At 59.4% G+C, this 25165-nt stretch carries 23 protein-coding genes and 1 pseudogene; 12 read left to right on the top strand and 12 right to left on the bottom strand.

The window, feature by feature from the left end:
- Positions 1 to 548: 548 nt before the first annotated feature.
- The 3 genes from CAF87_RS28465 to CAF87_RS28475 all read left to right on the top strand — a co-directional run bounded on the left by CAF87_RS28465 (position 549) and on the right by CAF87_RS28475 (position 2987).
- Positions 549 to 974: a hypothetical protein gene (locus CAF87_RS28465; protein ID WP_085733942.1), complete on the top strand. Its 426-nt coding sequence runs from the start codon at positions 549 to 551 to the stop codon at positions 972 to 974.
- A gap of 21 nt (positions 975 to 995) precedes the next feature.
- Positions 996 to 1412, top strand: coding sequence for an organic hydroperoxide resistance protein (locus CAF87_RS28470; protein ID WP_085733941.1), 417 nt, complete (start codon positions 996 to 998; stop codon positions 1410 to 1412).
- Between the two features lie 141 nt (positions 1413 to 1553).
- Positions 1554 to 2987 (top strand): catalase, encoded by a 1434-nt coding sequence (locus CAF87_RS28475; protein ID WP_085733940.1) that lies wholly within the window; start codon positions 1554 to 1556, stop codon positions 2985 to 2987.
- Positions 2988 to 3049: 62 nt separating this feature from the next.
- On the opposite strand, the gene CAF87_RS28480 is transcribed toward CAF87_RS28475, so the two are convergent.
- Both CAF87_RS28480 and CAF87_RS28485 read right to left on the bottom strand, forming a co-directional pair.
- Positions 3050 to 3799 carry a creatininase family protein gene (locus CAF87_RS28480; protein ID WP_085733939.1) on the bottom strand — a complete coding sequence of 250 codons (750 nt, stop codon included), beginning with the start codon at positions 3797 to 3799 and terminating at the stop codon, positions 3050 to 3052.
- 134 nt (positions 3800 to 3933) lie between these two features.
- Positions 3934 to 4749, bottom strand: a complete 816-nt coding sequence (locus tag CAF87_RS28485; protein WP_085733938.1) for a helix-turn-helix transcriptional regulator — start codon at positions 4747 to 4749, stop codon at positions 3934 to 3936.
- Between the two features lie 134 nt (positions 4750 to 4883).
- On the opposite strand from CAF87_RS28485, the gene CAF87_RS28490 reads away from it, so the two are divergent.
- Positions 4884 to 6098: a CynX/NimT family MFS transporter gene (locus CAF87_RS28490; RefSeq protein WP_085733937.1), complete on the top strand. Its 1215-nt coding sequence runs from the start codon at positions 4884 to 4886 to the stop codon at positions 6096 to 6098.
- 46 nt (positions 6099 to 6144) lie between these two features.
- Here the strand turns inward: CAF87_RS28490 and CAF87_RS28495 are convergent, their stop codons facing one another.
- The 4 genes from CAF87_RS28495 to CAF87_RS28510 form a co-directional block, all read right to left on the bottom strand.
- Complete coding sequence (locus tag CAF87_RS28495) at positions 6145 to 6921, bottom strand: alpha/beta fold hydrolase (RefSeq protein WP_085733936.1); 777 nt, start codon at positions 6919 to 6921, stop codon at positions 6145 to 6147.
- 24 nt (positions 6922 to 6945) lie between these two features.
- On the bottom strand, positions 6946 to 7455 hold the full coding sequence (locus CAF87_RS28500; protein ID WP_007958539.1) for a cytochrome P460 family protein: 510 nt from the start codon (positions 7453 to 7455) through the stop codon (positions 6946 to 6948).
- A 24-nt stretch (positions 7456 to 7479) separates the two neighbouring features.
- Positions 7480 to 8523 carry an alpha/beta fold hydrolase gene (locus CAF87_RS28505; RefSeq protein WP_085733935.1) on the bottom strand — a complete coding sequence of 348 codons (1044 nt, stop codon included), beginning with the start codon at positions 8521 to 8523 and terminating at the stop codon, positions 7480 to 7482.
- Between the two features lie 99 nt (positions 8524 to 8622).
- Positions 8623 to 9969: an epoxide hydrolase family protein gene (locus CAF87_RS28510; protein ID WP_085733934.1), complete on the bottom strand. Its 1347-nt coding sequence runs from the start codon at positions 9967 to 9969 to the stop codon at positions 8623 to 8625.
- A gap of 216 nt (positions 9970 to 10185) precedes the next feature.
- On the opposite strand from CAF87_RS28510, the gene CAF87_RS28515 reads away from it, so the two are divergent.
- Entirely contained in the window at positions 10186 to 11415 is a 1230-nt protein-coding gene (locus CAF87_RS28515) for an MFS transporter (protein ID WP_085733933.1), read from the top strand.
- Here the strand turns inward: CAF87_RS28515 and CAF87_RS28520 are convergent.
- Positions 11402 to 12367, bottom strand: coding sequence for a quinone oxidoreductase (locus CAF87_RS28520; protein ID WP_170929554.1), 966 nt, complete (start codon positions 12365 to 12367; stop codon positions 11402 to 11404). The genes CAF87_RS28515 and CAF87_RS28520 overlap by 14 nt on opposite strands.
- Positions 12368 to 12710: 343 nt before the next feature.
- On the opposite strand from CAF87_RS28520, the gene CAF87_RS28525 reads away from it, so the two are divergent.
- The 3 genes from CAF87_RS28525 (at position 12711) to CAF87_RS28535 (ending at position 15360) form a co-directional block, all read left to right on the top strand.
- Positions 12711 to 14297 carry a PAS domain-containing sensor histidine kinase gene (locus tag CAF87_RS28525; protein ID WP_256576066.1) on the top strand — a complete coding sequence of 529 codons (1587 nt, stop codon included), beginning with the start codon at positions 12711 to 12713 and terminating at the stop codon, positions 14295 to 14297.
- Positions 14297 to 14668, top strand: a complete 372-nt coding sequence (locus CAF87_RS28530) for a response regulator (RefSeq protein ID WP_085733930.1) — start codon at positions 14297 to 14299, stop codon at positions 14666 to 14668. Before CAF87_RS28525 ends, CAF87_RS28530 begins: the two co-directional genes overlap by 1 nt.
- Before the next feature lie 77 nt (positions 14669 to 14745).
- Positions 14746 to 15360, top strand: coding sequence for a response regulator transcription factor (locus CAF87_RS28535; RefSeq protein WP_085733929.1), 615 nt, complete (start codon positions 14746 to 14748; stop codon positions 15358 to 15360).
- On the opposite strand, the gene CAF87_RS28540 is transcribed toward CAF87_RS28535, so the two are convergent.
- Together CAF87_RS28540 and CAF87_RS28545 are read right to left on the bottom strand one after the other, a co-directional pair.
- Complete coding sequence (locus CAF87_RS28540) at positions 15347 to 18229, bottom strand: winged helix-turn-helix domain-containing protein (RefSeq protein ID WP_085733928.1); 2883 nt, start codon at positions 18227 to 18229, stop codon at positions 15347 to 15349. The genes CAF87_RS28535 and CAF87_RS28540 overlap by 14 nt on opposite strands.
- Before the next feature lie 189 nt (positions 18230 to 18418).
- Complete coding sequence (locus tag CAF87_RS28545; RefSeq protein ID WP_085733927.1) at positions 18419 to 19210, bottom strand: SDR family oxidoreductase; 792 nt, start codon at positions 19208 to 19210, stop codon at positions 18419 to 18421.
- A 106-nt stretch (positions 19211 to 19316) separates the two neighbouring features.
- Here CAF87_RS28545 and CAF87_RS28550 point away from each other — a divergent pair, with 106 nt between their 5' ends.
- Positions 19317 to 20273, top strand: coding sequence for a GlxA family transcriptional regulator (locus CAF87_RS28550; protein WP_085734039.1), 957 nt, complete (start codon positions 19317 to 19319; stop codon positions 20271 to 20273).
- Positions 20274 to 20412: 139 nt separating this feature from the next.
- Here the strand turns inward: CAF87_RS28550 and CAF87_RS28555 are convergent, their stop codons facing one another.
- A complete protein-coding gene (locus CAF87_RS28555) occupies positions 20413 to 20775 on the bottom strand; it encodes a DUF6124 family protein (protein WP_085701843.1) in 363 nt (120 codons plus the stop codon).
- 752 nt (positions 20776 to 21527) lie between these two features.
- On the opposite strand from CAF87_RS28555, the gene CAF87_RS29160 reads away from it, so the two are divergent.
- The 3 genes from CAF87_RS29160 to CAF87_RS28565 are packed head-to-tail and all read left to right on the top strand — an operon-like array spanning position 21528 to position 24312.
- On the top strand, positions 21528 to 22415 hold the full coding sequence (locus CAF87_RS29160) for a sce7726 family protein (protein WP_170929553.1): 888 nt from the start codon (positions 21528 to 21530) through the stop codon (positions 22413 to 22415).
- Entirely contained in the window at positions 22376 to 23284 is a 909-nt protein-coding gene (locus tag CAF87_RS28560) for a sce7725 family protein (protein WP_085733926.1), read from the top strand. The genes CAF87_RS29160 and CAF87_RS28560 overlap by 40 nt, the downstream gene beginning before the upstream one ends.
- Positions 23285 to 23325: 41 nt before the next feature.
- Positions 23326 to 24312 carry an RES domain-containing protein gene (locus CAF87_RS28565; protein WP_170929552.1) on the top strand — a complete coding sequence of 329 codons (987 nt, stop codon included), beginning with the start codon at positions 23326 to 23328 and terminating at the stop codon, positions 24310 to 24312.
- Positions 24313 to 24520: 208 nt separating this feature from the next.
- Here CAF87_RS28565 and CAF87_RS28570 read toward each other — a convergent pair whose 3' ends face one another.
- Together CAF87_RS28570 and CAF87_RS29165 are read right to left on the bottom strand one after the other, a co-directional pair.
- Entirely contained in the window at positions 24521 to 24934 is a 414-nt protein-coding gene (locus tag CAF87_RS28570; RefSeq protein ID WP_085733924.1) for a hypothetical protein, read from the bottom strand.
- Between the two features lie 74 nt (positions 24935 to 25008).
- Positions 25009 to 25165, bottom strand: a pseudogene (locus CAF87_RS29165) (IS30 family transposase); the annotation flags it as partial.

The raw sequence follows: 25165 nt of genomic DNA on the forward strand, positions 1-25165 counted from the left end.
TCGTCGATTGCAAACCGCGTGATCAATTGAAACCTCGACTTCCATTTGAGGGGCAACGACGAGGAACAACCTGCGCGGTGGGTGACAGCGCCAGGGTGGTCCCGATCGGCTGCGACTGCCGGGTCTGTAGACGCACGGCAATCTTCTGGCGCCGGGTTTGTGACCCGTAGCGCCGCCGGATAATAACCACGTTTTTTGCTGGAGAGGCAAACAAAATGTAGGAAAAGTGCGAAATAAATATCGGTTGTTTCCTACGCCATCGGAATGATGGCCAAGCGACCGGGTTGTCATAAATGCGCCCGCGCAAACCTGCCCGTCCTTCAGGCATCCACTGCCGGAAAACCACGCCAAGACCCCGGCCTGACAGCCAGGCAGTCGTCACTTCAATCACATCATTCACACATCGCTAACAAGCGCTAACAACGCATAACTGGCAGTCGATCAGGTCCTGGGGGCAGGATTGACGCTCACCGCTGAACGTCAGGCAACCTGCAGACATCATGGGTTGTCGCGGTCGGTCGAACGATGGTTTTGCGAGGGATCCGATCATGGCTGAAGGTTATCGCCAACATTGCCTGTGCGAGGCTGACCGACTCGGCAACGACGAACTGTATGCCTTGGTCACGGGCGCCGTCAGGCATGACAGGGCTGAATCCCAGCAACTGTTCGCGACGGTGACACCGTTGCTCATCGCCTATTTCGAAGGCCAGGTACAGGCCGGAAGGATCAGTCGCGAGGACACCGGCCGCCTCGTCCAGCAAGCCTTCAAGACCCTGTATCTCGAGCAGGCCCGGCATGACCCCGGCTTTCCGTTTCGGGCATGGCTCATCGAGATTGCACGATCCACGTTGCTCGACAACCTGGGCCATCGGGGCATCACAGCGCCGGACCACCCCACGCCGCTAGCGGGTGCGTCTGCCGCAGAACGTCACGACACCCCACGCTCAGCCTGCATCGATCTTTCGACGCAGTGAAATCTTCACCAGAGAATGCCCATGATCAACATCGAAAAAACGCTCTACACCGCACAGACCTGCACCACAGGAGGCCGTGAGGGGACCGCACGCAGTCACGATAGTCGACTTGATCTCAGGCTATCTCCACCGGGCGCACCGGGGACGGGAACCAATCCCGAGCAGTTGTTCGCGGTGTGCTGGTCGGCTTGTTTTCTCGGTTCCCTGCGCCATGCCTGCAACGCACGCAGGATCGACTTCCCGGCGAACGCCGGGGTGGAGGCTCAAGTCGATCTCGTACACGCAGAACACGGGTTCTTCCTGCAGGCCCGCCTGGCCGTGTCGTTGCCGGAGATCGAGCCGGAAGTGGCGCTCCAGCTGATCGAAGCGGCGCACCAGAATTGCCCCTACTCCAAGGCCACGCGCAGCAACATCAACGTCAGCATCACCCTCGCCTGATCCCCCATCTGCCGCTCCCGAACGGCCAAACGCCGACACGCCAAACACGCCTGCCGCCATGCAGCGACACCATGGTGCAATAGAGGGCTCCCAAGGCTTTTGATGTGATGGCGGCAAACCGACAAAAGCCAGGAGTAGCGCATGAAAAAGCTGACGACCGCCGCCGGCGCACCAGTGGTGGATAACAACAACTCGCAGACCGCCGGCCCGCGAGGCCCGGTGCTGTTGCAAGACGTATGGCTGCTGGAAAAGCTGGCGCATTTCGATCGTGAGGTCATTCCCGAACGGCGCATGCACGCCAAGGGTTCGGGAGCATTCGGCACCTTCACCGTCACCCGTGACATCAGCCGCTATACCAAGGCCAGACTGTTTTCCAGCGTGGGCAAAACCACCGATATCTTCGTCCGGTTTTCCACCGTGGCCGGCGAGCGTGGTGCCGCCGATGCCGAACGTGACATTCGCGGGTTTGCCATCAAGTTCTATACCGAGCAAGGCAACTGGGATCTGGTGGGCAACAACACGCCGGTGTTCTTTCTGCGCGATCCACTGAAATTCCCCGACCTCAACCATGCGGTCAAACGCGATCCGCGCACCAACCTGCGCAGCGCCCGCAACAACTGGGATTTCTGGACGCTGCTGCCCGAGGCGCTGCATCAGGTGACGATTGTCATGAGTGATCGCGGGTTGCCGCGCACCTACCGCCACATGCACGGCTTCGGCAGCCATACGTTCAGTTTCATCAGCCCGACGAACGAGCGATTCTGGGTGAAATTCACCTGGAAGACCGAGCAAGGCATCGAGAACCTGACCGATCAGCAAGCCGCGACACTGATCGGCGATGATCGCGAAAGTGCCCAGCGCGATCTGTACACCAGCATCGAGGAAGGCCGCTTCCCGCAATGGAAGCTCTACGTGCAAGTGATGCCGGAGCTGGACGCCGAGACGTACCCGATCAATCCCTTCGACCTGACCAAGGTCTGGCCCCACAAGGATTACCCGTTGATCGAAGTCGGTGTACTCGAACTCAACCGCAACCCCGACAACTACTTCGCCGACGTCGAACAGGCAGCCTTCAACCCGGCCAACGTCGTGCCCGGCATCGGTTTCTCACCGGACAAGATGCTCCAGGCCCGCCTGTTCTCCTACGGCGATGCACAGCGCTATCGCGTGGGCGTCAATCATCATCAGATCCCGGTGAACGCCCCACGCTGCCCGGTCAACAGCTATCACCGGGACGGCCAGATGCGCACTGATTCGAATGCAGGCAGCACCCCCGGCTACGATCCCAACAGCCATGGCCAATGGGTCGAACAACCGGATTTCAGCGAGCCACCGCTGGCCCTCAAAGGCAGCGCGGGGCACTGGGATCACCGGGAGGACGACGACTGTTTTTCGCAACCCGGCGCGCTGTTCCGGGCCATGACCATGGCCCAGAAACAGGCCCTGTTCGATAACACCGCGCGCTCGATTCATGGTGCCAGCGCAGCGTCGAAACAACGACACATCGACCACTGCACCCGGGCAGATCCGGCGTATGGCGCAGGGATTGCGCACGCCATTAAGGCACTGGGCTGATCTGCAATGACGGAGCCGAAACAACAACGCCCGGATTAACCGGGCGTTGTTGCTTGTACGGGTCAGTCAGGCAATGATTCGCGGCTGAAGGCCTGCACCTCCTGCACCAGACCGCGAGCCGCCATTTCCACCAATTGCCGGCCCTTTTCCGGTGAAGCCTGGGCCGGGTCCGAGCCCATGCGGCCATCGGGGTGACGGGCACGGAAGTCCGCGGCTTCGCGGATCGGGCCCCAGTTGGCGATCTGCGGCGAATAAACGGCCGACTTGATGGAATCGGGATAGGCCCACTGGGTCACGGCGATTTCCGAAGGCGTTGCATGAATGCCGTGGCCGGTCGGGAACTGGTCACGCGCCAGCTCGTTCACCCCTTCCAGATCCCACCAGTTGCAGAGTTTCAGGGCGAACCCGGCCTTGCGCCGGGCAAAACTCGCCTCGGCGTACAGCTCCGAAAACGCCGCTTCGATCGAGGCGATGTTGCCGCCGTGGCCATTGAGGAAAAAGATCTTTTCAAAGCCGTGGGCGGCCAGCGAACGGGTCCAGTCCGCGATGGCGGCGATGAAGGTCGAAGGCCTGAGCGAAATGGTGCCGGGGAAACCGAGGTGATGTTGCGCCATGCCGATATTGAAAGTCGGGGCGATCAGGATGTCTGCACTTTTCTGCGCTTCATGGGCGATGATCTCCGGGCACATCCAGTCGGTGCCCAGCAGGCCGGTCGGCCCGTGCTGCTCGTTGGAGCCAATCGGGATGACGATGGTGCGGCTGCGTTCGAGGAATTGGGCGATTTCGGACCAGGTCGATAGGTATAAAAGCATCAGGATTCTCACTCTTCGAAGGTTCCTCGCGGAACGAGGGTTGGCGTTCAATGCACCTGCAACAGCAGCGTCATTGATAACACCCGCCTCCCTTCGACGACAGAATACAAAGGTATCGGAATCGGCAGAACGCTCTAATCGCGAACGAGAAACTCACGGGGCGATTCACCCATCACCCGTCTGAACATCGCACTGAAGGCACTCTGGCTGGCATAGCCCAGGTCCCGGGCAATAACGCCGACGGACTGCCCTTTGTCGAGCCGGTCGATGGCGGTCGCCAGCCGCACCTGTTGCAGCCAGTGGCGGAAATTCAGGCCGGTTTCATTGACGAACAGGCGTATCAGCGTACGGGAGCTGGCGCCAACCCGGTCTGCCCAATAGCCGATCGAATGGTCTTGTCCGGGGTCCTGCAGAATCGCCTCACACACCGTGACCAGTCGCCTGTCGACCGGCCACGGCACTTCGATCGGCAACGTCCGCGCCGCCTGCAGTTCACTGAGTATCAACGCCACGATGTGCGCGTTGCGCCCTTCCTGCGGGTATTCGATCGGCTGGTCGGCCAAGGCCAGAATCAACTCGCGCAGCAGTCCGGGGATCTCCAGCACTTTGCAGTGATGGCCCAGCCCGGCGCAGACCTGCGGCTCGATGTAGATCGAGCGCATCTTGACTGCGCTCAGCATCAACTGATCGTGGATCATTCCGGGCGGAATCCACAGCGCCCGCTTCGGCGGCAGGATCCACAACCCGCGTTCGGTGGCCACCCGCATCACGCCGTTCGAGGCATACAGCAACTGCCCGTGCCGATGCACGTGCGGTTCGTTGTATTCGCCGGTGGCCTGATCGCGCACCAGCACGGTCATCACCCGTGGCACATCCTGATAGTCGGGATAACGTTCGCTGCGCGGCGCGGGCTCAAGCCTGGCGACGACCTTGCGCACCTCTTGTTTCATCGCGTGGAGTCTCCTGAAAACAGCCCTTGATCGTCGTAAGGCCACGATTGTCACTTTGACGACAAATCCTGGCATTTGCCATGGCCGGCCCATTGTTAGCCTTGCGCTCATTGTTCATCAATGAGGCTTTTCCCATGGCAATCACCCGCAATCTCTCCAGCAGCCAGCAGGCCATTACGGCGGTGATCGGCCTGCTGATCCTGTCCATCGCCCTGCGGCCGCCGATCATTTCGGTGGGGCCGATACTGCTGTTGATCCAGCAGCACTTTCAGTTGAGCTACACCCAGGCCGCGCTGCTGACCTCGATCCCCGACATCTGCATGGGCGTGTTCGCGCTGGTGGTTCCGAGCCTGGCCAGACGCTTCGGGATCGATCGCAGTGTGGTTGTCGCACTGACGCTGCTGGGGGCCTCGACCTTGCTGCGGGCGCTCTCGCCGAATGCATTTTTCCTGCTCGGCAGTACGTTCTTCGCCAGCGTCGGCATTGCAGTCGCCGGTGCAATGACCGGTGCGTGGATCAAGACTCACTTTGCGCAACGACCGGCACTGTTCATGGGCATCTATGCCGGCGGATTGAGCCTGGGCGCGACCCTCGCGGCAGTGCTCAGCGCGCCGATTGCCGAACTGGCGCAGGACTGGCGGGTCAGCGCCGGTATCTGGAGCGTGCTGTGTGTCACCGCCATCGCCAGTTGGGTGTGGATGGCACGGCGTTTTGCGACATCGGCACCAGTGGTGAAATCGCCGTCGCACCAGCGCAAGCGCCTGCCGTGGGGCAATCCGCAGGCGTGGTTGATCGCGTTGAATTTCGGTGCCGGTCAATTCGTGGTTTACGCCCTCTTCGCCTGGATGGCGCCAGCGTCGGTGGAAGCGGCCACGTCGAGTGTTTCCCCGGGCGTCCTGCTGGGCATTTTTACGGCGGTGTTCGCCGTCGCCAGCGTGGGTGCGGGGCTGATTCCGGGCAAGGCCCACGACCGGCGCGGCCTGCTCGGGCTGTCGGCGTTGCTGGCCCTGCTGGGGCTGGGCGGCATGGCGTTTCTGCCGGCGTACTGGCCGATGCTTTATGTGGTGCTCGCAGCCATCGGGCTGGGCATGGGCTTCACCGTGGCCATGACCTTGCCGCTGGATCACGCCAGCACCAGCGAACAGGCCGGATTGTGGACGGTGTTCATGCTGTTCATCGGTTACCTGATCGCCGCGCTCGGCCCGCTGTTTTTTGGTGCTTTGCGCGAATACGCCGGACACTATGGCCCGGCGTACACCTTGCTGTTCGCGGTTCTGCTGTTGATGCTCGGCATCACCCCCCTGCTCAGAGTGACACCGGCAGCATCGCCACAGGTGTCCGCTGCCTGAGCCGAGGGTGACAGACCTGCGACGCGCCTCGGCACGTCGCAGGGTTTCAGTTGCCCGCAGCGGCTTTTTCAATCAATCGGGCCACCGGTGCCGGGTTCGACACCATCACCACGTGAGAGCCGCCCTTCACCACCTCGACTGCCTTGGCATCGGCACGTTTGGCCATGAACGCCATCGCCTGGGGCGGGATGTTCCTGTCCTTGTCGCCGTAGATGTACCACGACGGAATGTGCTTCCAGGCAGGCGTGCCGGCCTGCTCGTTCAGCGCCGCTTCGGTGACCGGGCGTTGGGTTGCAGCCATCAGTGCCGCTTGTGCAGCCGGGACATCGGCGGCGAACTGATCGTGAAACTTGCTCTGCTGGATGTACAAGTCCTTGCCGCCATCGGCCAGTGCGACGGGTGCCGCCAGTGTCGGGCCAAGGGTGCTGCCGGGAAACTTGCCGGCGAGCCCGGCAACGGTTTCACCGGCCTCGGGCGCAAAGGCGCTGACATAAACCAGCGCTTTGACATTGGCATGATCGTTGGCCGCCTCACTGATGACGTTGCCGCCATAGGAGTGACCGACCAGCACCACCGGCGCCTGAATGCTGCTCAGCAACGCCGATACCGCCGCGCCATCGCTCTTGACGCCACGCAATGGGTTGGCGGCGGCGATCACCGTGTAGCCATCCTTCTCGAGAATTTTCGCCACGCCGTTCCAGCTCGACGCGTCGGCAAAGGCGCCGTGCACGAGTACCACAGTCGGTTTGGCGGATTGGGCGAAGGCACTCACGCCCAGGCACAGGCCGGCAGCGAGGGTCAACGCAGTCAATGTTCTTTTCATGTAACAACTCCTTGTGTGACGGGATCAGGGGGCGTATCGGGTGAAGACGAAGTCATGGTTCTGCACCCGCGCCTGATGGCAGGCGAAACAGGTCTGGTGCTGGGCTTCATCGGCGGGTTTGCCGTTGATGAAGCGGCCGAATCCCCAGCCACCGGTCGAGGCGTATTTGCGCGAGTCCTTGACCATCACCTGAACGGTGGTGGCCGCCCCCGGAATCGAGGCGGGTTCGAACTCCGGCGACTGCACGTGTTTCCACGCCAGCTTGACCAGCACCGTGCCGTCGGGAAACGGCAGCGTCTTGCTTTGGTAAGCCTTGATCGCCCGGTCATTGCCCAGCACCGCGCGCAGTTCATCCAGCGGCGCGGCTTCCTGGGCCGGGGCAATCAGCGCCCACTGGCGATAGTTTTTCGGCAGCTTCACGCCGTAGATCGGCGAGGCGTCGCCATCGTCGGCCTCGCCCAACGCGACACCGGTGGCGGCCAGCGCGGCAAGTGCAATGGCCGCCGGCAACACGGCCCAATGGTTGAGTTTCATCGTCGGATCCCCTCAGGCCGGCAATCAGAGATGATCGGCATCGATCACCGCCTGAGCGAACGCCTGCGGCGCCTCTTGCGGCAAGTTGTGGCCGATGCCGCCGCTGACCAGCCGGTATTCGTATTTGCCGGTGAAGCGTTTGGCGTAGGCCTCGGCCGGTGGGTGCGGCGCACCATTGGCGTCGCCTTCGAGGGTGATGGTCGGCACGCCGATCGAGGGGAATGCCGCCAGTTTTTTCTCCAGCGGATCGTATTGCGCTTCCCCTTTGATCAGCCCCAGACGCCAGCGGTAGTTGAAGATCGACACGGCGACGTGATCCGGGTTCTGCAACGCGGCGGCGCTGCGGTCGTAGGTCGCATCGTCGAAGTTCCATTTCGGCGACGCCAATTGCCAGATCAGTTTCGCGAAGTCATGGGTGTTTTTCTCGTAACCCAGACGACCGCGCTCGGTCGCAAAATAGAACTGATACCACCACTGCAACTCGGCAGCCGGCGGCAACGGTGTCTTGCCGGCGTCCTGGCTGCCGATCAGGTAACCGCTCACCGCCACCAGCGCTTTCACCCGTTCCGGCCAGAGCGCGGCGACGATGTCGGCGGTGCGCGCACCCCAGTCGTACCCGCCGAGTACCGCCTGCTTGATGTTCAAGGCGTCCATGAAGTCGATCAGATCCTTCGCCAGCGCCGAGGGCTGGCCGTTGCGCACGGTTTTGGCCGACAGAAAGCGCGTATCGCCATAACCGCGCGCATAGGGGATCAGAACCCGATAGCCTTTCTGCGCCAGTGCCGGGGCCACGTCGGTGTAGCTGTGAATGTCGTAGGGCCAGCCGTGCAGCAGGATCACCACCGGCCCGTCGGCGGGGCCGGTTTCCGCGTACGACACGTCCAGCAATCCTGCCTTGACGTGCTTCAGCGCGCCGAAAGAAACGTTGCTGCCGGCGGTGATCGCGTCGATCTTGCCGCCGGGTACTTCGGCGGCGCTGGCGTAGGCCGAGGCGATGCCCAGCGCAAGCGCCAGCATCGAAACGGCGAGCACGCGCCGGGATTGAGTTACAGCGTTATGGTCAGTCATGCCGAGTCTCCCTCGTGAACCGCCGGGCGGCGGTTCCGGGCTTTGGTTGAAGGGCTTGCGTTGAAGGGCTTAGCGTTGAAGGAATTGCCGATTGCAGGGCTAGCGCGCGGCCTGAGCCGCAGTTTTCTGCGCAGCCGCGCGCAGTGGCCGGAAGGCTTCGCGCAGTTCTTCGCTGAACAATTGCGGTTGCTCCCATGCCGCAAAGTGGCCGCCCTTGCTGACCTCGCTGAAGTAGGCCAGCGATGGATAGGCCCGCTGCGACCAGACTTTCGGCGCACGGTAGATTTCGTGGGGGAACACGGTGATCGCCACCGGCACCTTGATGTCCGCGGTCTTTTGCGCGGCGGCACTGAAGTTATTGTTGTTGTTCTCCCAGTAGAAACGGGAGGACGAGGCGCCGCTGTCGGTCAGCCAGTACAGGCTGATGTCATCGAGCATTTCATCGCGGCTCAACACCTTCTCGGGCTGACCGTCGCTGTCGGTCCAGGCGGCGAATTTTTCATACATCCACGCCGCCGTGCCGGCAGGCGAATCCGCCAGCAGATAACCGATGGTCTGTGGTCGGGTCACCATCATTGCGCCATAGGCCGCGTTGCGCCCGAAGAACTTGCTGAGCGAGTTGAACGCCGTCAGTTCCGGGCCGCTCAGCCCAGCCGGGGCCGGGTCTCCGCCATTGATCGGCTTGACCAGTTCCGGCGGCACGGTGGCGGGCATGTTCAAGTGAATGCCCAGCAAACCGGGCGGTGCCAGACGGCCCAGCGCATCAGAGATCACCGAACCGTGGTCGCCCCCCTGAGATACGTAGTGGGTGTAACCCAGACGCTTCATCAACACATCCCAGGCCTTCGCCACCCGGTCCGGACCCCAGCCGAGTTCGGTCGGCTTGCCGGAAAAACCGTGACCGGGAATCGACGGAATCACCACGTCGAACGAGTCCTCCGCCTTGCCGCCATAGGCCACGGGATCGGTCAGCGGGCCGATGGTCTTGAGGAACTCGAATTGCGAACCCGGCCAGCCATGGGTGAGGATCAGCGGCATCGCGTTGGGGTTGCGGGAGCGCACATGGATGAACTGAATGTCGACGCCATCAATCGTGGTCACGAACTCCGGCAAGGCGTTGAGTTTCGCCTCTGCCTTGCGCCAGTCATAACCGCTGCCCCAGTACTTCACCAGGGCCTCGACCTGGGCCAGTTGCACGCCCTGGGACACGTCGTTGACCGTTTCCTTGTCCGGCCAACGGGTGTCGGCGATGCGTTTGCGCAGATCAGTCAATTTCGCTTCATCCACATGAACGTGGTACGGGCGAATGGCTTGCGACTGATCGGTTGTCGGGCCGGTGGCCCAGGCGCCGCTGCTGCCTGCCAGCACGGCAAGGCCCAGGGCCCCTCTTCTGATGGCTGACGCCAGGCAATGGCGCCATGTGGAACCGAACGTAACCGCAACCATGTTAGATCTCCTTGTAGTCATTATTCGAAAGGCATCGCCAATCGGATCAGACCACCCCGCCACCCTCGCAGCGATTACACGATGGTGTCGGTCGATACCTTGGTATGACGCGCAAAATCGCGCTCGAATTCAGCAGCGGTTAACGGGCAAAATGCGGCGGGGATACGGCTCGGCGAGCCGGCCCATTCGAATGACCTGGCAGAACAAGGATTGCGGATGCGTGGGGAAACAGCGCTCGAACGCCCGTGCGGCACGTCATCGACCACTTCGCAGTGGTGGGTGATCGGGCTGTGCATGCTGTTCAACGTGATCGACGGTCTGGACGTGATGGCCATGGCCTTCACCGCCAGCCGGGTGTCAGCGGAGTGGACGTTGAACGGTGCGCAAACGGGCCTGTTGTTGAGCGCGAGCCTGGTCGGGATGGCGCTCGGTTCGCTGTTGGCCGCGCCGAGGGCCGACCACTTCGGGCGCAGGCCGTTATTGCTCGCCGGCCTGCTGCTCGGCGGACTGAGCATGTTGCTGTCGTTCTGGAGCCAGGATCATCACGTATTGATGCTTTTGCGATTGTTGACCGGCATCGGCACGGGGGCGGTACTGGTGGGGGCGAACGTGCTGACGTTCGAGCACGCCAGCGCGCAGCGGCGCAACCTGGCCATCGCGTTGCAGTCCCTCGCCTTCGCCATGGGCGCCAGCCTGGGCGGGGTGCTGGCTCACGTATTGAATGATTTCATGGGCTGGCGGTATGTCTTTCTCGCGGGTGGCTGTATCACGCTGGCGGCGACGTTGGCGGGGGTCTTCTGGTTGCGAGAGTCGCCGTCATTTCTGGCGCTTGAACGCCGTGGGCCTGTCGCTCCAACGTCGCCTGACAAGGCAATCCGACCGTTTTCGTCCGGTCAGTGGCAACAGACCACGTCGCTGGCGCTGGCACTCTTTCTGTTGATGTTCTGCTTTTACTTCGTGATGAGCTGGACCCCGAGTCTTCTCGTGCACAACGGTTTTACCGATCGGCAAGGCGCGCGGATCGGCGTTCTGCTGGCGTCGGGGGGCATGCTCGGCGCCCTGTTGCTGGGACTGACGGCCAATCGGTATGGCTGCCGGCGATTATCGTCGGGTTTCCTGCTGCTCAACGCCGCCCTGTTGCCACTGATGGTGCCGGCCTCGCACGTGCCCGGTCTGGCCGCGCTCGTGGCCGTCACTCTTGGCCTGATGCTCAACGGTGCGGTCGCCGCCCTGTATGTCCTGGCCCCTCAGGCGTTTTGCACGTCAGTCCGTACGACCGGCGTCGGCGTGGTGCTGGCGATGGGGCGCCTGGGGGCGATCATTTCGCCGATAGTCGCCGGTTTTCTGCTGGATGCCCGATGGACCGCGCAAGAGCTGTTCACGTTCTTCGCCGGCAGTCAGCTGTTGGCAGCGCTGCTGATCTGGCGTGGCACTAAGGAACAATGATCAGCTTGCCCGTCGTATTGCGCGACTCGATATCGCGATGGGCCTGCTGCGCGCCGTCCAGTGAATAACGCTGGCCGATGAAGGTTTTCAGTTTGCCGGTGCTGACCCACGCGAACAGTTGCCGGGACTTCTCCAGCAGGAGCTCGCGGTTGCGCACGAAGTGCATGACCGAGGGATACGTCAGCTTGATACTGCGCGGCACGCTGAAGATATCGATCGGCGGGATCGGGTCCATGAACGGCCCGTACAAGGCCAGGGTGCCGAAATGGTCCAGCAGGCTCAACGATTCGGCGAAGCCCTCCGCACCGGTGCCGTCGTACACCACATTCACCCGCTGCCCCTCCGTCAGGCGCATGACCTGGCCGGCAATGTTGTGCGCGCGCCCGATCACTACGTAGTCAGCCCCGGCCGCGAGCACCGCCTCCACCTTGTCGACCTGGGACACCCGGCCAATGACCTTGCCGCCCCGCAGCTTGATCAACTGAGTCAGCATCAGCCCCACGCCCCCTGCCGCCGCGTGCACGAATGCCACATCACCCGGCTGGATCGCATGCACCTTGTGCACCAGATTGCTGGCGGTCAGGCCCTGCATCATCAGGCTGGCGGCGGTGCTAAAGTCGATCTCGTCCGGCAACGGCACCAACTGGCTGACCGGGGCGATCACCTGTTCGGCGTAGCTGCCCGGCACGTAATGCCAGGCCACGCGGTCACCGACAGCGAACTCCGTTACCAGCGGTCCGGCGGCTGAAACAATGCCGGCGCCTTCCGCACCCGGCGTCAGCGGCAGCTCCGAGGCAGCGCCAAAGCCGCGACGGACACCGGTGTCCATGAAATTGATACCCGCCGCCATGACCTTGACCAGGACTTGTCCGGGTCCCGGATCAGCCAATTGAATGTCTTGCACCGTCAAGACTTCGGGCCCGCCAAAGGCCTGGATCACGACTGCTTTCATTGTGTTCTGCCCTGCCACAGGGACGACCTGTCCTGCTGCCGTTCGGGTGGCAGGAGCGCGGACGTCACGTTGTCTTCATTCAATCGCCGGAGGGCGTTGAAACCAGCACCAAGGGTGGCCGGGTGGTGTATCCGCGCAGTTTCGCGAACAGGCTCATTTGCATGCTTGTGTGGCTTGAGGGGCCGTAGATACAGTGGCTTACAAAAGCCCCGGGCGGTCTGTGATGCGCATCGCAATGCGCGAGGTCGGCCGATATTCGCGGCAAGCGACACCAAAGTATGATGGGCGAGTGCCATCAGAAGGCGCATCTTTGTTCAACGGTGACTGCACAATGAGAATCGACATGGCGAACGAGCGGGAGCGCGTCATCGAAGACGGTCCAGGCCACGTCAATGACGGGGGCCTGCCAATGTCCGAGGCCGACTCGATCATCGACAGCATTCCGGCCATGGTCGCCTTCATGACACCGTCCGGTGAGCTGGAGCAGGTCAACCGGCAAATCCTGGACTACATCGGCATCCCCCTCGATGAGCTGAAAAACTGGCAGGCCAGCGACACCTTGCACCCGGACGATCTGCCATCGGTCAGCGCAGCGTGGATGCATTCGGTCGGCACCGGCACACCCTACGATATCGAGCATCGTATTCGGCGCGCCGACGGCGTCTATCGCTGGTTTCATGTGCGCGGCCTGCCGGTCAGAAACAGCGAAGGCACCATCACTCGCTGGTGCGTGTTGCAGGTCGATATCGACGAGCGCCGACGGGACAAGGTCTTGATCGCCAAAGCCCTCGCGGAGGTCAGCAGCTCGGAGGAGCGCCTGCGCGGCATCATCGATGCCGTTCCCGGATTCGTCTGGAGCGCTTCGCCCGAAGGCAGCGTCGGATTCGTCAACCGGCGGTGGTGCGATTACACCGGCATGTCGCTTGAAGAGGCGTGCGGCGATGGCTGGGTGGCATCGATCCATCCCGACGACGCTCCCGGACTGGGCGGTTACTGGCAGGCGCTTCTGCACTCGGGCAATGCCGGTGAGTACGAGGCTCGCCTGAAGCGCTTCGACGGCATTTATCGCTGGTTTCTGATTCGCGCCGTGCCCCAGCGCGATGAGGCGGGCCGGATCGTGCGCTGGTATGGCGAAAACACCGACATCGAAGACCGCAAGCAGGCGGAAGCCTTTCTGGCCAAGGCCCGTTCCGAACTGACGCATCTGGCCAGAGTCGCCAGCCTGGGGGCAGTCACCGCGTCCATTGCCCATGAGGTCAATCAGCCGCTGGCCGGCATCATCACCAACGCCAGCACCTGCCTGCGCATGCTCGGAGCCGATCCGCCGAATGTCGACGGAGCCCTGGAAACCGCACGCCGCACCATTCGCGACGGCAATCGGGCGGCCGATGTGATCAACCGCTTGCGAGCGTTGTTCTCGAAAAAAAGCATCACGATTGAAAACGTCGACCTCAATGACGCCGCACGGGAAGTCATCGCCATGCTGCTGGGCGAGCTGCAACGCAACGGCGTGGTGCTTCATCCTCGATTCGCCGAGGCCCTGCCGCCGGTCAGGGGCGACCGGGTCCAGCTTCAACAGGTGATACTCAACCTGATCATGAACGCCGTCGAAGCCATGAGCACCATCACCGGTCGCTCCAGAGACTTGATCGTCAGCACCGGCCAGGAGCAAGACCGGAGCGTTTATCTGGCGGTGAAGGACAGCGGCACCGGGGTCGATCCACAGGACATGGAACGGATTTTCAATGCCTTCTACACCACCAAAAGCTCGGGCATGGGGGTCGGTCTGTCGATCAGTCGCTCCATCATCGAACACCACGACGGGCAACTCCGGGCCTCTGCCCACGACGGCCCGGGTGCGACGTTTGCCTTTTCAATCCCGAATGCCGACAACCGCGAGGCCTGTGATCGCGTCATGGAGAATCACTGATGGGTAAGTACTTGCTCGTATCGGTTGTCGATGATGACGAGTCGGTTCGTGAATCGCTGCCTGACCTGATCAGGGAGTTCGGATTCGCTGTCCAGGCGTTCGCCTCGGCGCAGGCGTTTCTGGCGTCGCCTTATCTCGGCCTGACCGATTGCCTGATTCTCGATGTGGCCATGCCGGGCATGTCCGGGCCGGATCTGCATAAGGAACTGCTGCGGCGCGGCTATCGCATTCCGGTGATTTTCATCACCGCTCACGCCGACGCCAGCCAACAGGCAAAGCTGTTGAATACCGGCGCGGTGGAGTGCCTGTTCAAGCCTTTCAGTGAAGCGCAACTGATCAAGGCACTGAGCGCTGCCCTGCCCCTCGACTGAACGCGAAGCGGTAAAGAAAAGGAATCGACATGTTGAACTCGAATCACACAGTGTCCCCCGGCCACGGAGCATTGCCGATGAGTGATGTCACGCCTGTGGTGTTCGTTGTGGATGACGACGTCTCCGTACGCGAGTCGCTGGAGCTGATGATCCGATGCGCCGGCTGGCAGCCGCGACTCTTCGAATCCGCGCAGGCTTTTCTCGCCGAGCCCCGCGCGCGGGTCCCCAGTTGTCTGGTACTGGATATCAACCTGCCTGACTTGAACGGCCTGGATCTGCAGACGTCGCTGGCTGACGAGCGCTACAACATGCCGATCATCTTCATCACCGGGTACGGAGACATTCCGCGCACGGTGCGGGCCTTGAAAGCCGGTGCGGTGGAGTTCCTGACCAAACCGTTCAACGAAGATGAGCTGCTGACCGCCATGGGCGATGCGCTCGAAGGCAGCCGCGCAGCTCTGGAAGGTGAAAAAGCCCTGCATTCCGTGCTTGAGGCCTACAAGACCCTGACGCCCCGCGAACAGGAAATCATGGCCGCGGTGGTCAGCGGTCGTCTGAACAAACTGATCGCCGCAGACCTCGAGATCAGCGAGATCACAGTCAAGGCCCACCGGGGCAAGGTCATGCGCAAGATGAAAGCCCGTTCGCTGGCAGATCTGGTGAAAATGGCGGCGCTGATCACCCCCACGTGACGCCAAGGCTTTGCCAGAGGCTTTCCAGCCGGCGCAGGTCAAGGGTGTCGAAACCTTCCGAGACCTGATCGCGACACGCGCTGAGCAACGCCTTGGCCTGCTCCGCCCTTCCCTGTTCCAGCCAGAGCCTGGCCAGATCCATCGAAGTCCTCAACTCCCATGCCCAGGCCCCCTGATCGCGGCTCAGCGCGATGGATGCCTCAAGAAGAGTCGTGATGGCCTGGACATTTTCGCCATCGATTTCTTTGAGAATTCCGGCCTTGATCCGCAGCAGTTCCGGCAGCGCGAAGGCGTCGCCGCTCTGACGACAGTGATCGATGGTGCCGTCCACCAGCATCAGCGCCTTCGCGTGTTGCCCGCCCAGAATCAGGCCCTCGGCCAGCGCGATTGCAAACGATGTCGTAAGCAGTTCGTAGCGCATGCCACGCAGCCGCGCCAGGCTTTCTTCCAGCAGCGGCACCGCATCGCCAGGCTGTTCGGCGCGGATCGCAATCGCCGCCCGCAAGCCATGGGCGGCGGCAATATAAGGGCCCAGGGCGTTGGTCTCGGCCACGGCACTGAACCGTTCAAGGCTGGCGGCCGCTTTCTCCAGATCGCCGGTCCAGATGTAGATGCACAGAATCCAGACCATGGCGATGCAGTAGGTGACCGGATGCTGAAGCGCCGACGCTTCGGCTTCTATCAGCTCGGCCCAGTGTCGGGCCTGATCGGGAAAGCCCTGCAACCACAGCGAACGGGCCAGTGCCAGCCCGGTGCGATTGCGGTGATCGAAGCCGTAATAGATGGTGTGGCTGGGATGGGACGGCAAACTGTTGCGCAGCGAGCGTTCCAGCTCCTGCCGCGCCAGACGCTGATCACCCAGCAGATGATGGGAGATGCCGGTCAGCGATGAAGCGATTGCGATGGCCGCCGGCTGATTCAAGAGGTTGCCGACCACGGCTGCCTGCTCCGCCCACGCCAGCGACGAAGGGAAATCACCAATGCGTTCGTAGAAAATCTGCAAGCGGCCAAGCAGCCTCAACTGCGAGCCGTGGTCATCAAGCGCAACGGCGATGTCCAGCGCCCGGAGCAAGGCCTTCTCGGCTGCTTCGCTGTTGCCCTGAGTGAACATCAGCACCAGCCCGAGCGCCGCCTGCAGTTCCATTTCGGTCGATGTGCCGTAGTACCCCAGTTCGAGCAGTTCCACGGCCCGGGCACACCAGGTCCGGCACTCGACCAGCAGGGAAAAATGCAGGAACAGAGGTGCACTCGCCGCTGCCAGGGGCAACGCCAGGCCCGGATCGCCATGGGGCCCGAAACTCCACTCCAGCGCACTGCGCACGTTGCCCAACTGACTGGCAAGGCGCGCAAAGTTGCGGAAAAACTCATCGGGCGAGTTGCCGGGATGCCCCAGCAGATCCATGTAATATGCCGCATGCCTGAAGGCCAGCGAGTTCACTTCGGCGTCGCCCCGGGCCGCCAGTTTTTCCCGGGCGTAGGCGCGTGTCATCTCGAGCAGCCGATAGGAGTCCATCGAATCACTGTGATCGACCGTGACCAGCCCCTTGCACACCAGATCATCGAGGATCGCCGCCACCGCAGGGCCTTCGGACTGAGACTCGGCAACCACCTGGGACGCCGCCTCTTGAGAGAACGGCCCGACAAACACCGACAACCGCTCCAGCGCCAGACGCTCCGGCACCGATAACAGGTCGTAACTCCAGTCGAGCATGGAGCGCAGCGTCTGGTGCCGCGGTACTGCCGTCCGGCGCCCCGACCAGCCCAGTGAAAACCGCTCGCCGAGCAAGGCGTGCGTGGCCTTCAGGCCGTGGCTGGCAACCCGCATCGCCGCCAGTTCGATCGGCAGGGCCATGCCTTCCAGACGCTGGCAGATATCCGCGATCATTTGCCCGCCATCCGCCTCCAGCAGCAACGCCGCATTGCTCGACGACGCGCGTTCGACAAACAGTTTGATCGCTGCGAATGCCAGCAGCTCCTGAGTGGACAGGTGCCGGGACTCGCGAGGAAACTCCAGCGGATTGAGCCAATGCACGTATTCGCCACGCACCCGCAACGGCTCGCGACTGGTTGCCAGAATGCCCACGTCGGGCGCGCTGTCGCTGATCTGCTCCAGAAGGGTCGATACGGCGTCGATCAGGTGTTCGCAATTGTCGATGACCAGCATCAGCCGCTGTTCGCGCAAATGCGCCAGCAACACGAACATCGGATCTTCGGCCTGCACGGCGATGTCCAGCGACCGGGCCAGTGCTGAAGGCACCAGCGTGCTGTCTTCCACCTGGGCCAGGTCGACGAAGCAGACGCGTTCGTAACCCTGGGCCGCAATGCGATGCGCCACCTCGATGGCGAGGCTGGTCTTGCCGACGCCACCGGGACCGACGAGGGTGAACAACCTGGGCTGCTGCAGGTGATCGACGACCAGTTGCAGGTCGGTTTCACGACCGATCAGCTTCGCCCGCGGCGGCAGGCTGCAAGCGGCCCTGAGATGCCCGGTCTCCGTAGGCGTCGGCTGAACCCCGGACAGTTGCCTTTCCAGCGGCGCCACAAAGGCATAACCCACACCCACCTGGGTCGCGATATAACGCGCATGCTCCTCGCCATCCCCGAGAATCCGCCGCAGGCCCGTCATGTGAAAGCGCAGACTGCCTTCGGCAACCACACTGTCGGGCCACACCTTTTCGATCAGATCGTATTTGGACAGCACCCGCCCCGGCTGCTCGAGCAAGGCAATCAGCAGATCCAGCGCCCGACCGCCGATTTCCACCGGCACCCCGTTTCTGGTCAGCAGCCTTTTACCTGGAACGACGCAAAACGGCCCGAACACGAACCGGGTCATGAGTGATTCATGCAAAGCGTCTGGAATAGACTCCACGAGGGGCGATCTCACTGGGAAACGAAGGGGGCGTCGCCGGTTGCAAGCCACAGGCGCAGGCCCTTTGCATCATAGGAGTTTTGCACGGTCGTTCAAGCCTGACGCGTGCGGAGTGAGAACTTCACCCCGTAATTTCGGCCCCTATGTTCGTAGCCCCCTTCGTTCGCGAATCGATGCCTGCGTCGAACGTCAGTCGCGATAGCGAGCAGCCGGCGCACTGCGCGACAGATCAGGCATCAGCTTCTGACGCGCCGCCTCGTAGGCATTCCAGTCGGCGATTTCGGGAAGTGCCGGGATGGTGACGAACTCGCCCTGGTCGAGGCCGGACAGTGCAGCGTCCACCATGTCGTCCGCCCGCATCACAATGGCTTCCGGCAGATGCTCCAGTGGAGTGCCGGCCACGCTCCAGAATTCGGTGGCCGTTGCGCCGGGCAGCACCACCTGGACCCGGACATTTTTATCCGCCAGTTCGTGACGCAAGGATTGGCTGAACGCCAGGACGAAAGCCTTGGAGCCGCCGTAAACACCGTTCAACACCTCCGGGGCGATGGCCACGATCGAGGCAATGTTGATCAGCGTGCCGCCACGGGCGACAAAGCCTGGAACGGCCGCATACGTCAGGCGCATCAACACGTTCACGTTGAGCGTGAGCAAGTCGTCGAGCTTGTCGACGTCCGACTCCAGCAACGGATGAGTCGCGCCAACTCCGGCATTGTTCACCAGCAAAGAAATGTTGGCGTCCGTTTTGAGGCGATCTTCGACCCTTGCCAGATCGGCCCGGTCGGAGAGATCGGCCGCCAGAACTTCAACGTGGCGACCGGTTTCTTCGTTCAGGCGCTTGGCCAGGACATTCAGGCGGTCGCGATTGCGCGCGACCAGGATCAGGTCATGGCCACGGCGGGCCAGGCGTTCAGCGTAGATGGCACCGATGCCGGACGAAGCACCGGTAATCAGGGCGGTACCGAGGCGGGATTGAGTCATGTCGAGTCTCCAGGGTTGTGGGAAGTACTGGAGAACAGAATGCGACGGCTTGGCCATATCTCAAATGACGTATATGGTATGGATTCAGGACATCCGAGAAATCACCATGCATCGCATCGGCTACTTGCTCACCGACGGTTTTCAGGTGCTCTCCCTGGCGACTCAAGCCGTATTCGAGTTCGCCAATCAGATCGCCGAAGCGCCCTTCTATAGCATCGAAAACTTCTCGCCGGACGGCGGCATGGTGCGCTCCTCGCTGGGGCTGGCCATGGAAACCCGCCCGCTCGAGGCACCCGGGCTGGCGGACACCTGGATCGTTGTCGGGGTCAACGATCCGGTAAAAACCGACACAGCCTCCGCTGTACTCGACTTCGTGCGCCAGGCCGGCAATCAGGCACGGCGCACCGTCGGCATCTGTACCGGCGGCTTCATCCTCGCCGAAGCCGGCCTGCTGACCGGACGCCGCGCCACAACCCACTGGGCCTACGCGCAGGCCTTGCAGAAGCGCCATCCCGAAATCAGCGTCGACGTCGACCGTATCTATATCGTCGACGGCCCCTTCTGGACTTCCGCGGGCATGACCGCCGGCCTCGACCTTGCCGTCGGAATGGTGGAGAAAGATCTGGGCGCCGAGGTCGCGCGCTCCGTGGCGCACAAACTGGTGATGCACCAGCACCGCTCCGGCGGCCAGTCGCAGCATTCGGAAATGCTCGACCTGGCACCCAAATCCGACCGCATCCAAAGCGCACTGAACTATGCGCGGCAACATTTGAACCGACCGCTCAGCGTCGAAGAACTGGCCGGCGTGGCACACCTGAGCCCTCGCCAGTTCACCCGCATATTCAGCGCAGAAACCGGCCAATCCCCCGCCAAAGCCATCGAAGGCCTGCGCCTGGAGGCCGCTCGATTGATGATCGAACAGAGCCGACATTCCCTCGATGTGATCGCCAGCGAATCCGGTTTTCGCGATCGGCGCCATATGCGGGAAGCGTTCATTCGAGGATTCGGCGTGCCTCCGCAGGCGGTGCGGCGGGATGCGCGTCAAGTGGTGGGGAAAGTGTAGATATCGCGGACTGACGAGGCTTCCCCTTTGTTCGAACGTTGAGAGGTGCAGGAAAAAAGAAAAATGGCCGAGGTCGTCAGTCACACCTGACAACCTCGGCCATTTTCTTTCCGGCTATTGAGCGACAGCCATCAACCGATCACGTCTTCACCTCAACATGATCCAGCGCCTGATTCACCGCCAGCCCCGCAACCATGACCACCTGCGCGATACCCAGCGCAGTCTTGCGGTGGGCGGGCTCCAGGATCGCGGCGAAGTTGCTGAGCATTTCGCTGGCGGAATCGAGGGATTCACTGGCATTGGCCAGGAGGGACTCGCTGTTGTAGGCCGGGTTGGCCAGGAACATGGGATCGTGTTTGGTGTGACTGCCCATGATGCGTTGTTGTGGGGTGAGGTAATGATCGAGGGCGCGTTCGGCGGCTTCGTTGAGGGTTCGGGAATCGGGGAATTGATAGGGGGAAACCGGGTCGGTTTCGGGTGGGTTGGGTGTTGGTTTGATCATGGTGAAACTCCTAATTATTGATAAGGAGCCTTCACCCTCGCTACCAAACGAAGGGTGGCGGCCAATACGCGGGTTGGTAGACCGGTAACTAGGAACCCGGCGCACCTGAAGGTGCCCTGCGCATGGCCACCATTAAGCAGAGACCCGAAGAGGTCTGCGAACGATGCGCTATGCGACTAGTTAACTCGGGCTACCAAACCCGATCACTGTTTTTCAGTGACCATGGAACGATAAAACCCGCACCCTAGACGCACAAGCCGGCGGATTCTGGCGTAGTCGTAGGCAATGACGCAAGGTTGTGTAGCCTTTAGGGCGTAACGGATGGTGTCTTTTAAACGTGGTTTTTGGGATGGTTAAACGGGTGGCTCAGGAACGGCCCTCACCCTTTGTTTTTGACCGGCTGCTTTCGGCCAGAAGCGGACATGGCAAGCGACCGTCGGCCAAAAGCTAACCGTTCGAGTAGGGAAAATGGATTTTTGCCTTCCACCATGATTTCGGTGCTCCTTGCTGGCGATCATTTCAGCAAGTTAAGCTAATCATGAGTCGCTATTGGCAGAAACCTACCTTCTGCCCATCATGGTGGACGGGCTGGTATATTCCACTTTGGGGAAAGCCGCCGGAATCCGACAACCGGCACGCTTTCTCGGCATTTTTGTCCAAGCGCGCACTTAAACTGGCACAGAGCAGAGCAGACTTGGAGATGATGAACATGGTCGTAGACTGCAGCAAGAACAGTGTGTGAGGCGAATAAATTGTTAACCACAAGGGATGCAGCAAGGCTTTTCTCAAGCAAGCGTATTGCTGAGATTGCATCTGGAAATTTTTCTTATCTGCTGGATATCGCGGCACACTACCGAGACTCGCTTAAAGGCAACTTCACTGTAGCCGAAGTTATTGACCATGCATATTCCGAGCTTTCAAGAGACTATAGAAGCGAATATTTTTATAAAAATACAGTCGCTGAAAGGCTGTTGCTCGGGCGGCATTCCGTTAACACTGCAACGGTTCTACCGGAATTCAGAGTTGGGCGTAGCAAGGCCGATTGTGTAATATTGAATGGCAGCTCTACCTGCTACGAAATAAAATCTGACTTTGACAACCTAGATAGATTACCAGAGCAACTCTCATTTTATCGGAAAATTTTTGATAAAACATATGTTGTCGTAGGTAAAGCCCACTTAACTAAAGTTCAGAACCTTTGCTGGAATGACATTGGAATTATTGAGCTAACATCTAAAAAAAGCTTACGCGTAATTCGAGAGGCAGAGACATCAAATGACCCGCTCGACGTCTCGGTATTGATGCGATCTTTACGGGTGGACGAGTACAAAAAAATTGCCTCAAAAGTCTCCAAGGCAAACATCGACTACCCAAATACGGAAATTTTTTCTGTTTGCGAGGAGATTCTTAAAAACTCTCCTTCTAAAGATGTTCGAGAAGCATTTTGCTCTACTTTGAAGCAAAGCAGGAAAGTTGAGAAGAACTATGTACTTTCACTTCCTCGCTCATTATTAATGGCAGGAATAGGTTTCAAGCTTCGAGCCGATCAAAGGCGTGGTCTTGTAGAAAATTTAAATAAAATCTTTAGTAAGGATGCTTTATGTACTACCCGATTCTACGAGGAAAGCAATTTGAGCTAATCGCTCTAAGAGAGTTAGCAGGGTATATTCAACCTGACATAATTCGTCCTGTGATTGAGCCCGTTAGAGGTAATCTCGCCCCCCTAATCAAGACGATTGAAGTACTATCCGATTCAGGAATAGTCCCTCTAGTTATAATAAATCCGACCATAGGTGACTTCGCTAACGGCTCCGTTGGATTACTTGAGTTAATAAAAAGCACCGCAAAATTTACTCCATGCATAAAAGCAAAAAGCGTTGAAGATTTATCTTTACTAAAAAAGCTTGGGCTTTCACTTCCTGATAGCGCCGTCTTTATTGAGAGCGGAATAGATAAAGCTCTATTAGACCAATTGCAAGAAGCCAGTTGCGTCCTCGTAAACAAAGATAGAGCCCACTCAGGCGCGATATCCCGCTTAAGAAATGTTGTGCTTTTCGGCGATTTTTTTGAAAAAAAGGTGCGAAATGCTGACTATAAAGAAAAATCCTTTTATTCCTCCCTTCACACTGAGTGGAGAACTTATAAAAATGCAATAGGGTTTGGCGATTATACTATCTTGAGTGAGGAGTATAGTGAAGCCGGGGGGCCGGCATACGTAGTAACAATACATCTTAGTTACATTGATAATGACGAGTTTGATGCGATGTATGTTCGGCACTTTTCGTCTTTCAATGACGACTCACCTGCAAACCCGGGGGGTAAATTTAAGTCGGCGCTTGAGAAAGTCTCTGACTTTATAGTTGATAACTCTGGAGTTTTTATTGAGACGCGAGGCCTTCAGGAGCTCCTGAGCCTTCGCGGAAATCCATTCCCTGGATTAGGCCAGGTAAAGAAATACTCAATGAAACATCACATTGAGACTACCTGCGAATTTGTTCGGGGTGATTAATGCCTAGATGCTGCGTTCGATGCTTTCAAGACTCAGTTATCGTGGCGAAGATTATTTCCGAAGGGGAAATCAATCGCTGCAGTTACTGCGGCTCAAATCAAGTGTCCTGTATAGACCCGGCGATTTTAAGCGACAAACTCGAACTTTTTACCTACGGATTATCTGCGGATGAGAATGGACATAAATTCTCTCGAATCCTAGAATTTTATGGGCTCTTTAGCGAGCAAGTTCGCCAACCATCTGCATTAATCAACGATATTTTTGGCGAGGGGGCGGCTGATCAGCGGTTACAGTTCGATTTTAACGTTGCCACATATACGGGGCAGTGGGAGGAGTTCAAGCTTGAACTCAAACATAAGAACCGCTTCTTTCCAAAGGCTACCATTCACTCATCATTGTTCAGCAGGTCAACTACCGATGGTACAGAGGCGGTTTTATTTCAACTCCTGGAACAGCTAAAAACTCCTGTCAATGAAAGAGAAAGCTTCTTCAGAGCCAGAATATCGGAAGCCCCATTGGGCGCTAACCAAATGGGCTGCCCACCTCGCGAGAGAGTTACGGGTGGCAGAGCGAATCCACTAGGGATTCCTTACCTGTACGTTGCAGATACGTTACAAACGTGCATCAGCGAAGTAAGGCCTAGCAACTCAAGCTGTGTATATGTATCGGAGATTACGCCACTCCGGGAACTCTCTGTTTTAGACTTGACGTCTCCGCGAAAGCTGTGCTCTGCCTCTGCTTTTGGAGAGGAACAGTTATCCACCGCGTTAGGATTTCTTGGACTCCTTGAGCTATTTTCCGAAGAACTATCCAAGCCAGTCAGGCCGGAAAATGGGAATCTTGACTATATTCCTACTCAGTTTCTTTGCGAATTCATCAAGAGTGAAGCAAAGTTCGATGGAATAATTTTCAACAGCTCATTCGGAAACGGGAAAAATTTTGTATTTTTTGATGGCGAAACTTTAGTTCCTGCTGAGCCAAAAATGTACATTGTTAACAGGACTGTACACGAATACGAACTTGGCTAAACATCCTTTTTAAACCCAAAAAAGGGGACAAAAAAGGGGACTGATTTATTTCTCAGAAAATAAATCAGTCCCCTTCTCTGCCGATCGCACGAATGTTGCTCATACTGGTTTCCTTGCTTAGCGAGAGGTGAATCGCCCCAGTTTAGTAGATGTAAGATTGACGGTTTTCGACGCAAAACAGACGTCAAGGACCATAGTTTTATACCGCTCAGAAAACGATTTCGCACCGTGCTTCAGCGGCCTGTACTCGTAATGTCAGACCAGACTCGAAGCACATGACAAGGTGATGATCTGGTTGGATGTTATCCGTGAGGCAGAAGGCTTGTGTCTCGGAGTCGGACTCCACCGCTCCAATCGAATGAATAACACAATCGTCGCCGTCAACTGGGTTTTCATCCCGCCCACTCGCTGAAAAGTAGTCGACCTCATAGAAGCTGATAGTAATCTTGCGTGCTTCTTCGGTCGGCACCCAAGCTTCAGTCCGTCGAGTAAAGCTAAGCACAAGCGACCGCCCCACGATGTCGTAATTGATGGCGCTGGCTTGGTAGAAGTTATGCAGATCGTACGCACGGTCGTGAATCTCAACCTCGATATGCCCGAACGCGAAGCCATGGAATTGCATGGGTTAACTCTAATGATCTAACGGTAGGCGTGCATCGTAATGCATCTTCGCAATGGCAGCTTCTAGCTGTGGATTCAACCGGTCGATGCAACAGATTGGCTAAATCGTTCTGCCGGTGTTTCGTAGTCTAGCGTTTTCCGAGGGCGGCTATTTAGCTGCCTTGCGACTTCATTGAGCGCGGCTTGCGAGTGATCCGCAAGGTCGGTTCCTTTCGGGAAGTACTGCCTTAAC

Origin of the sequence: Pseudomonas sp. R38(2017) (assembly GCF_002112395.1) — a bacterium.
GTDB lineage: Bacteria > Pseudomonadota > Gammaproteobacteria > Pseudomonadales > Pseudomonadaceae > Aquipseudomonas.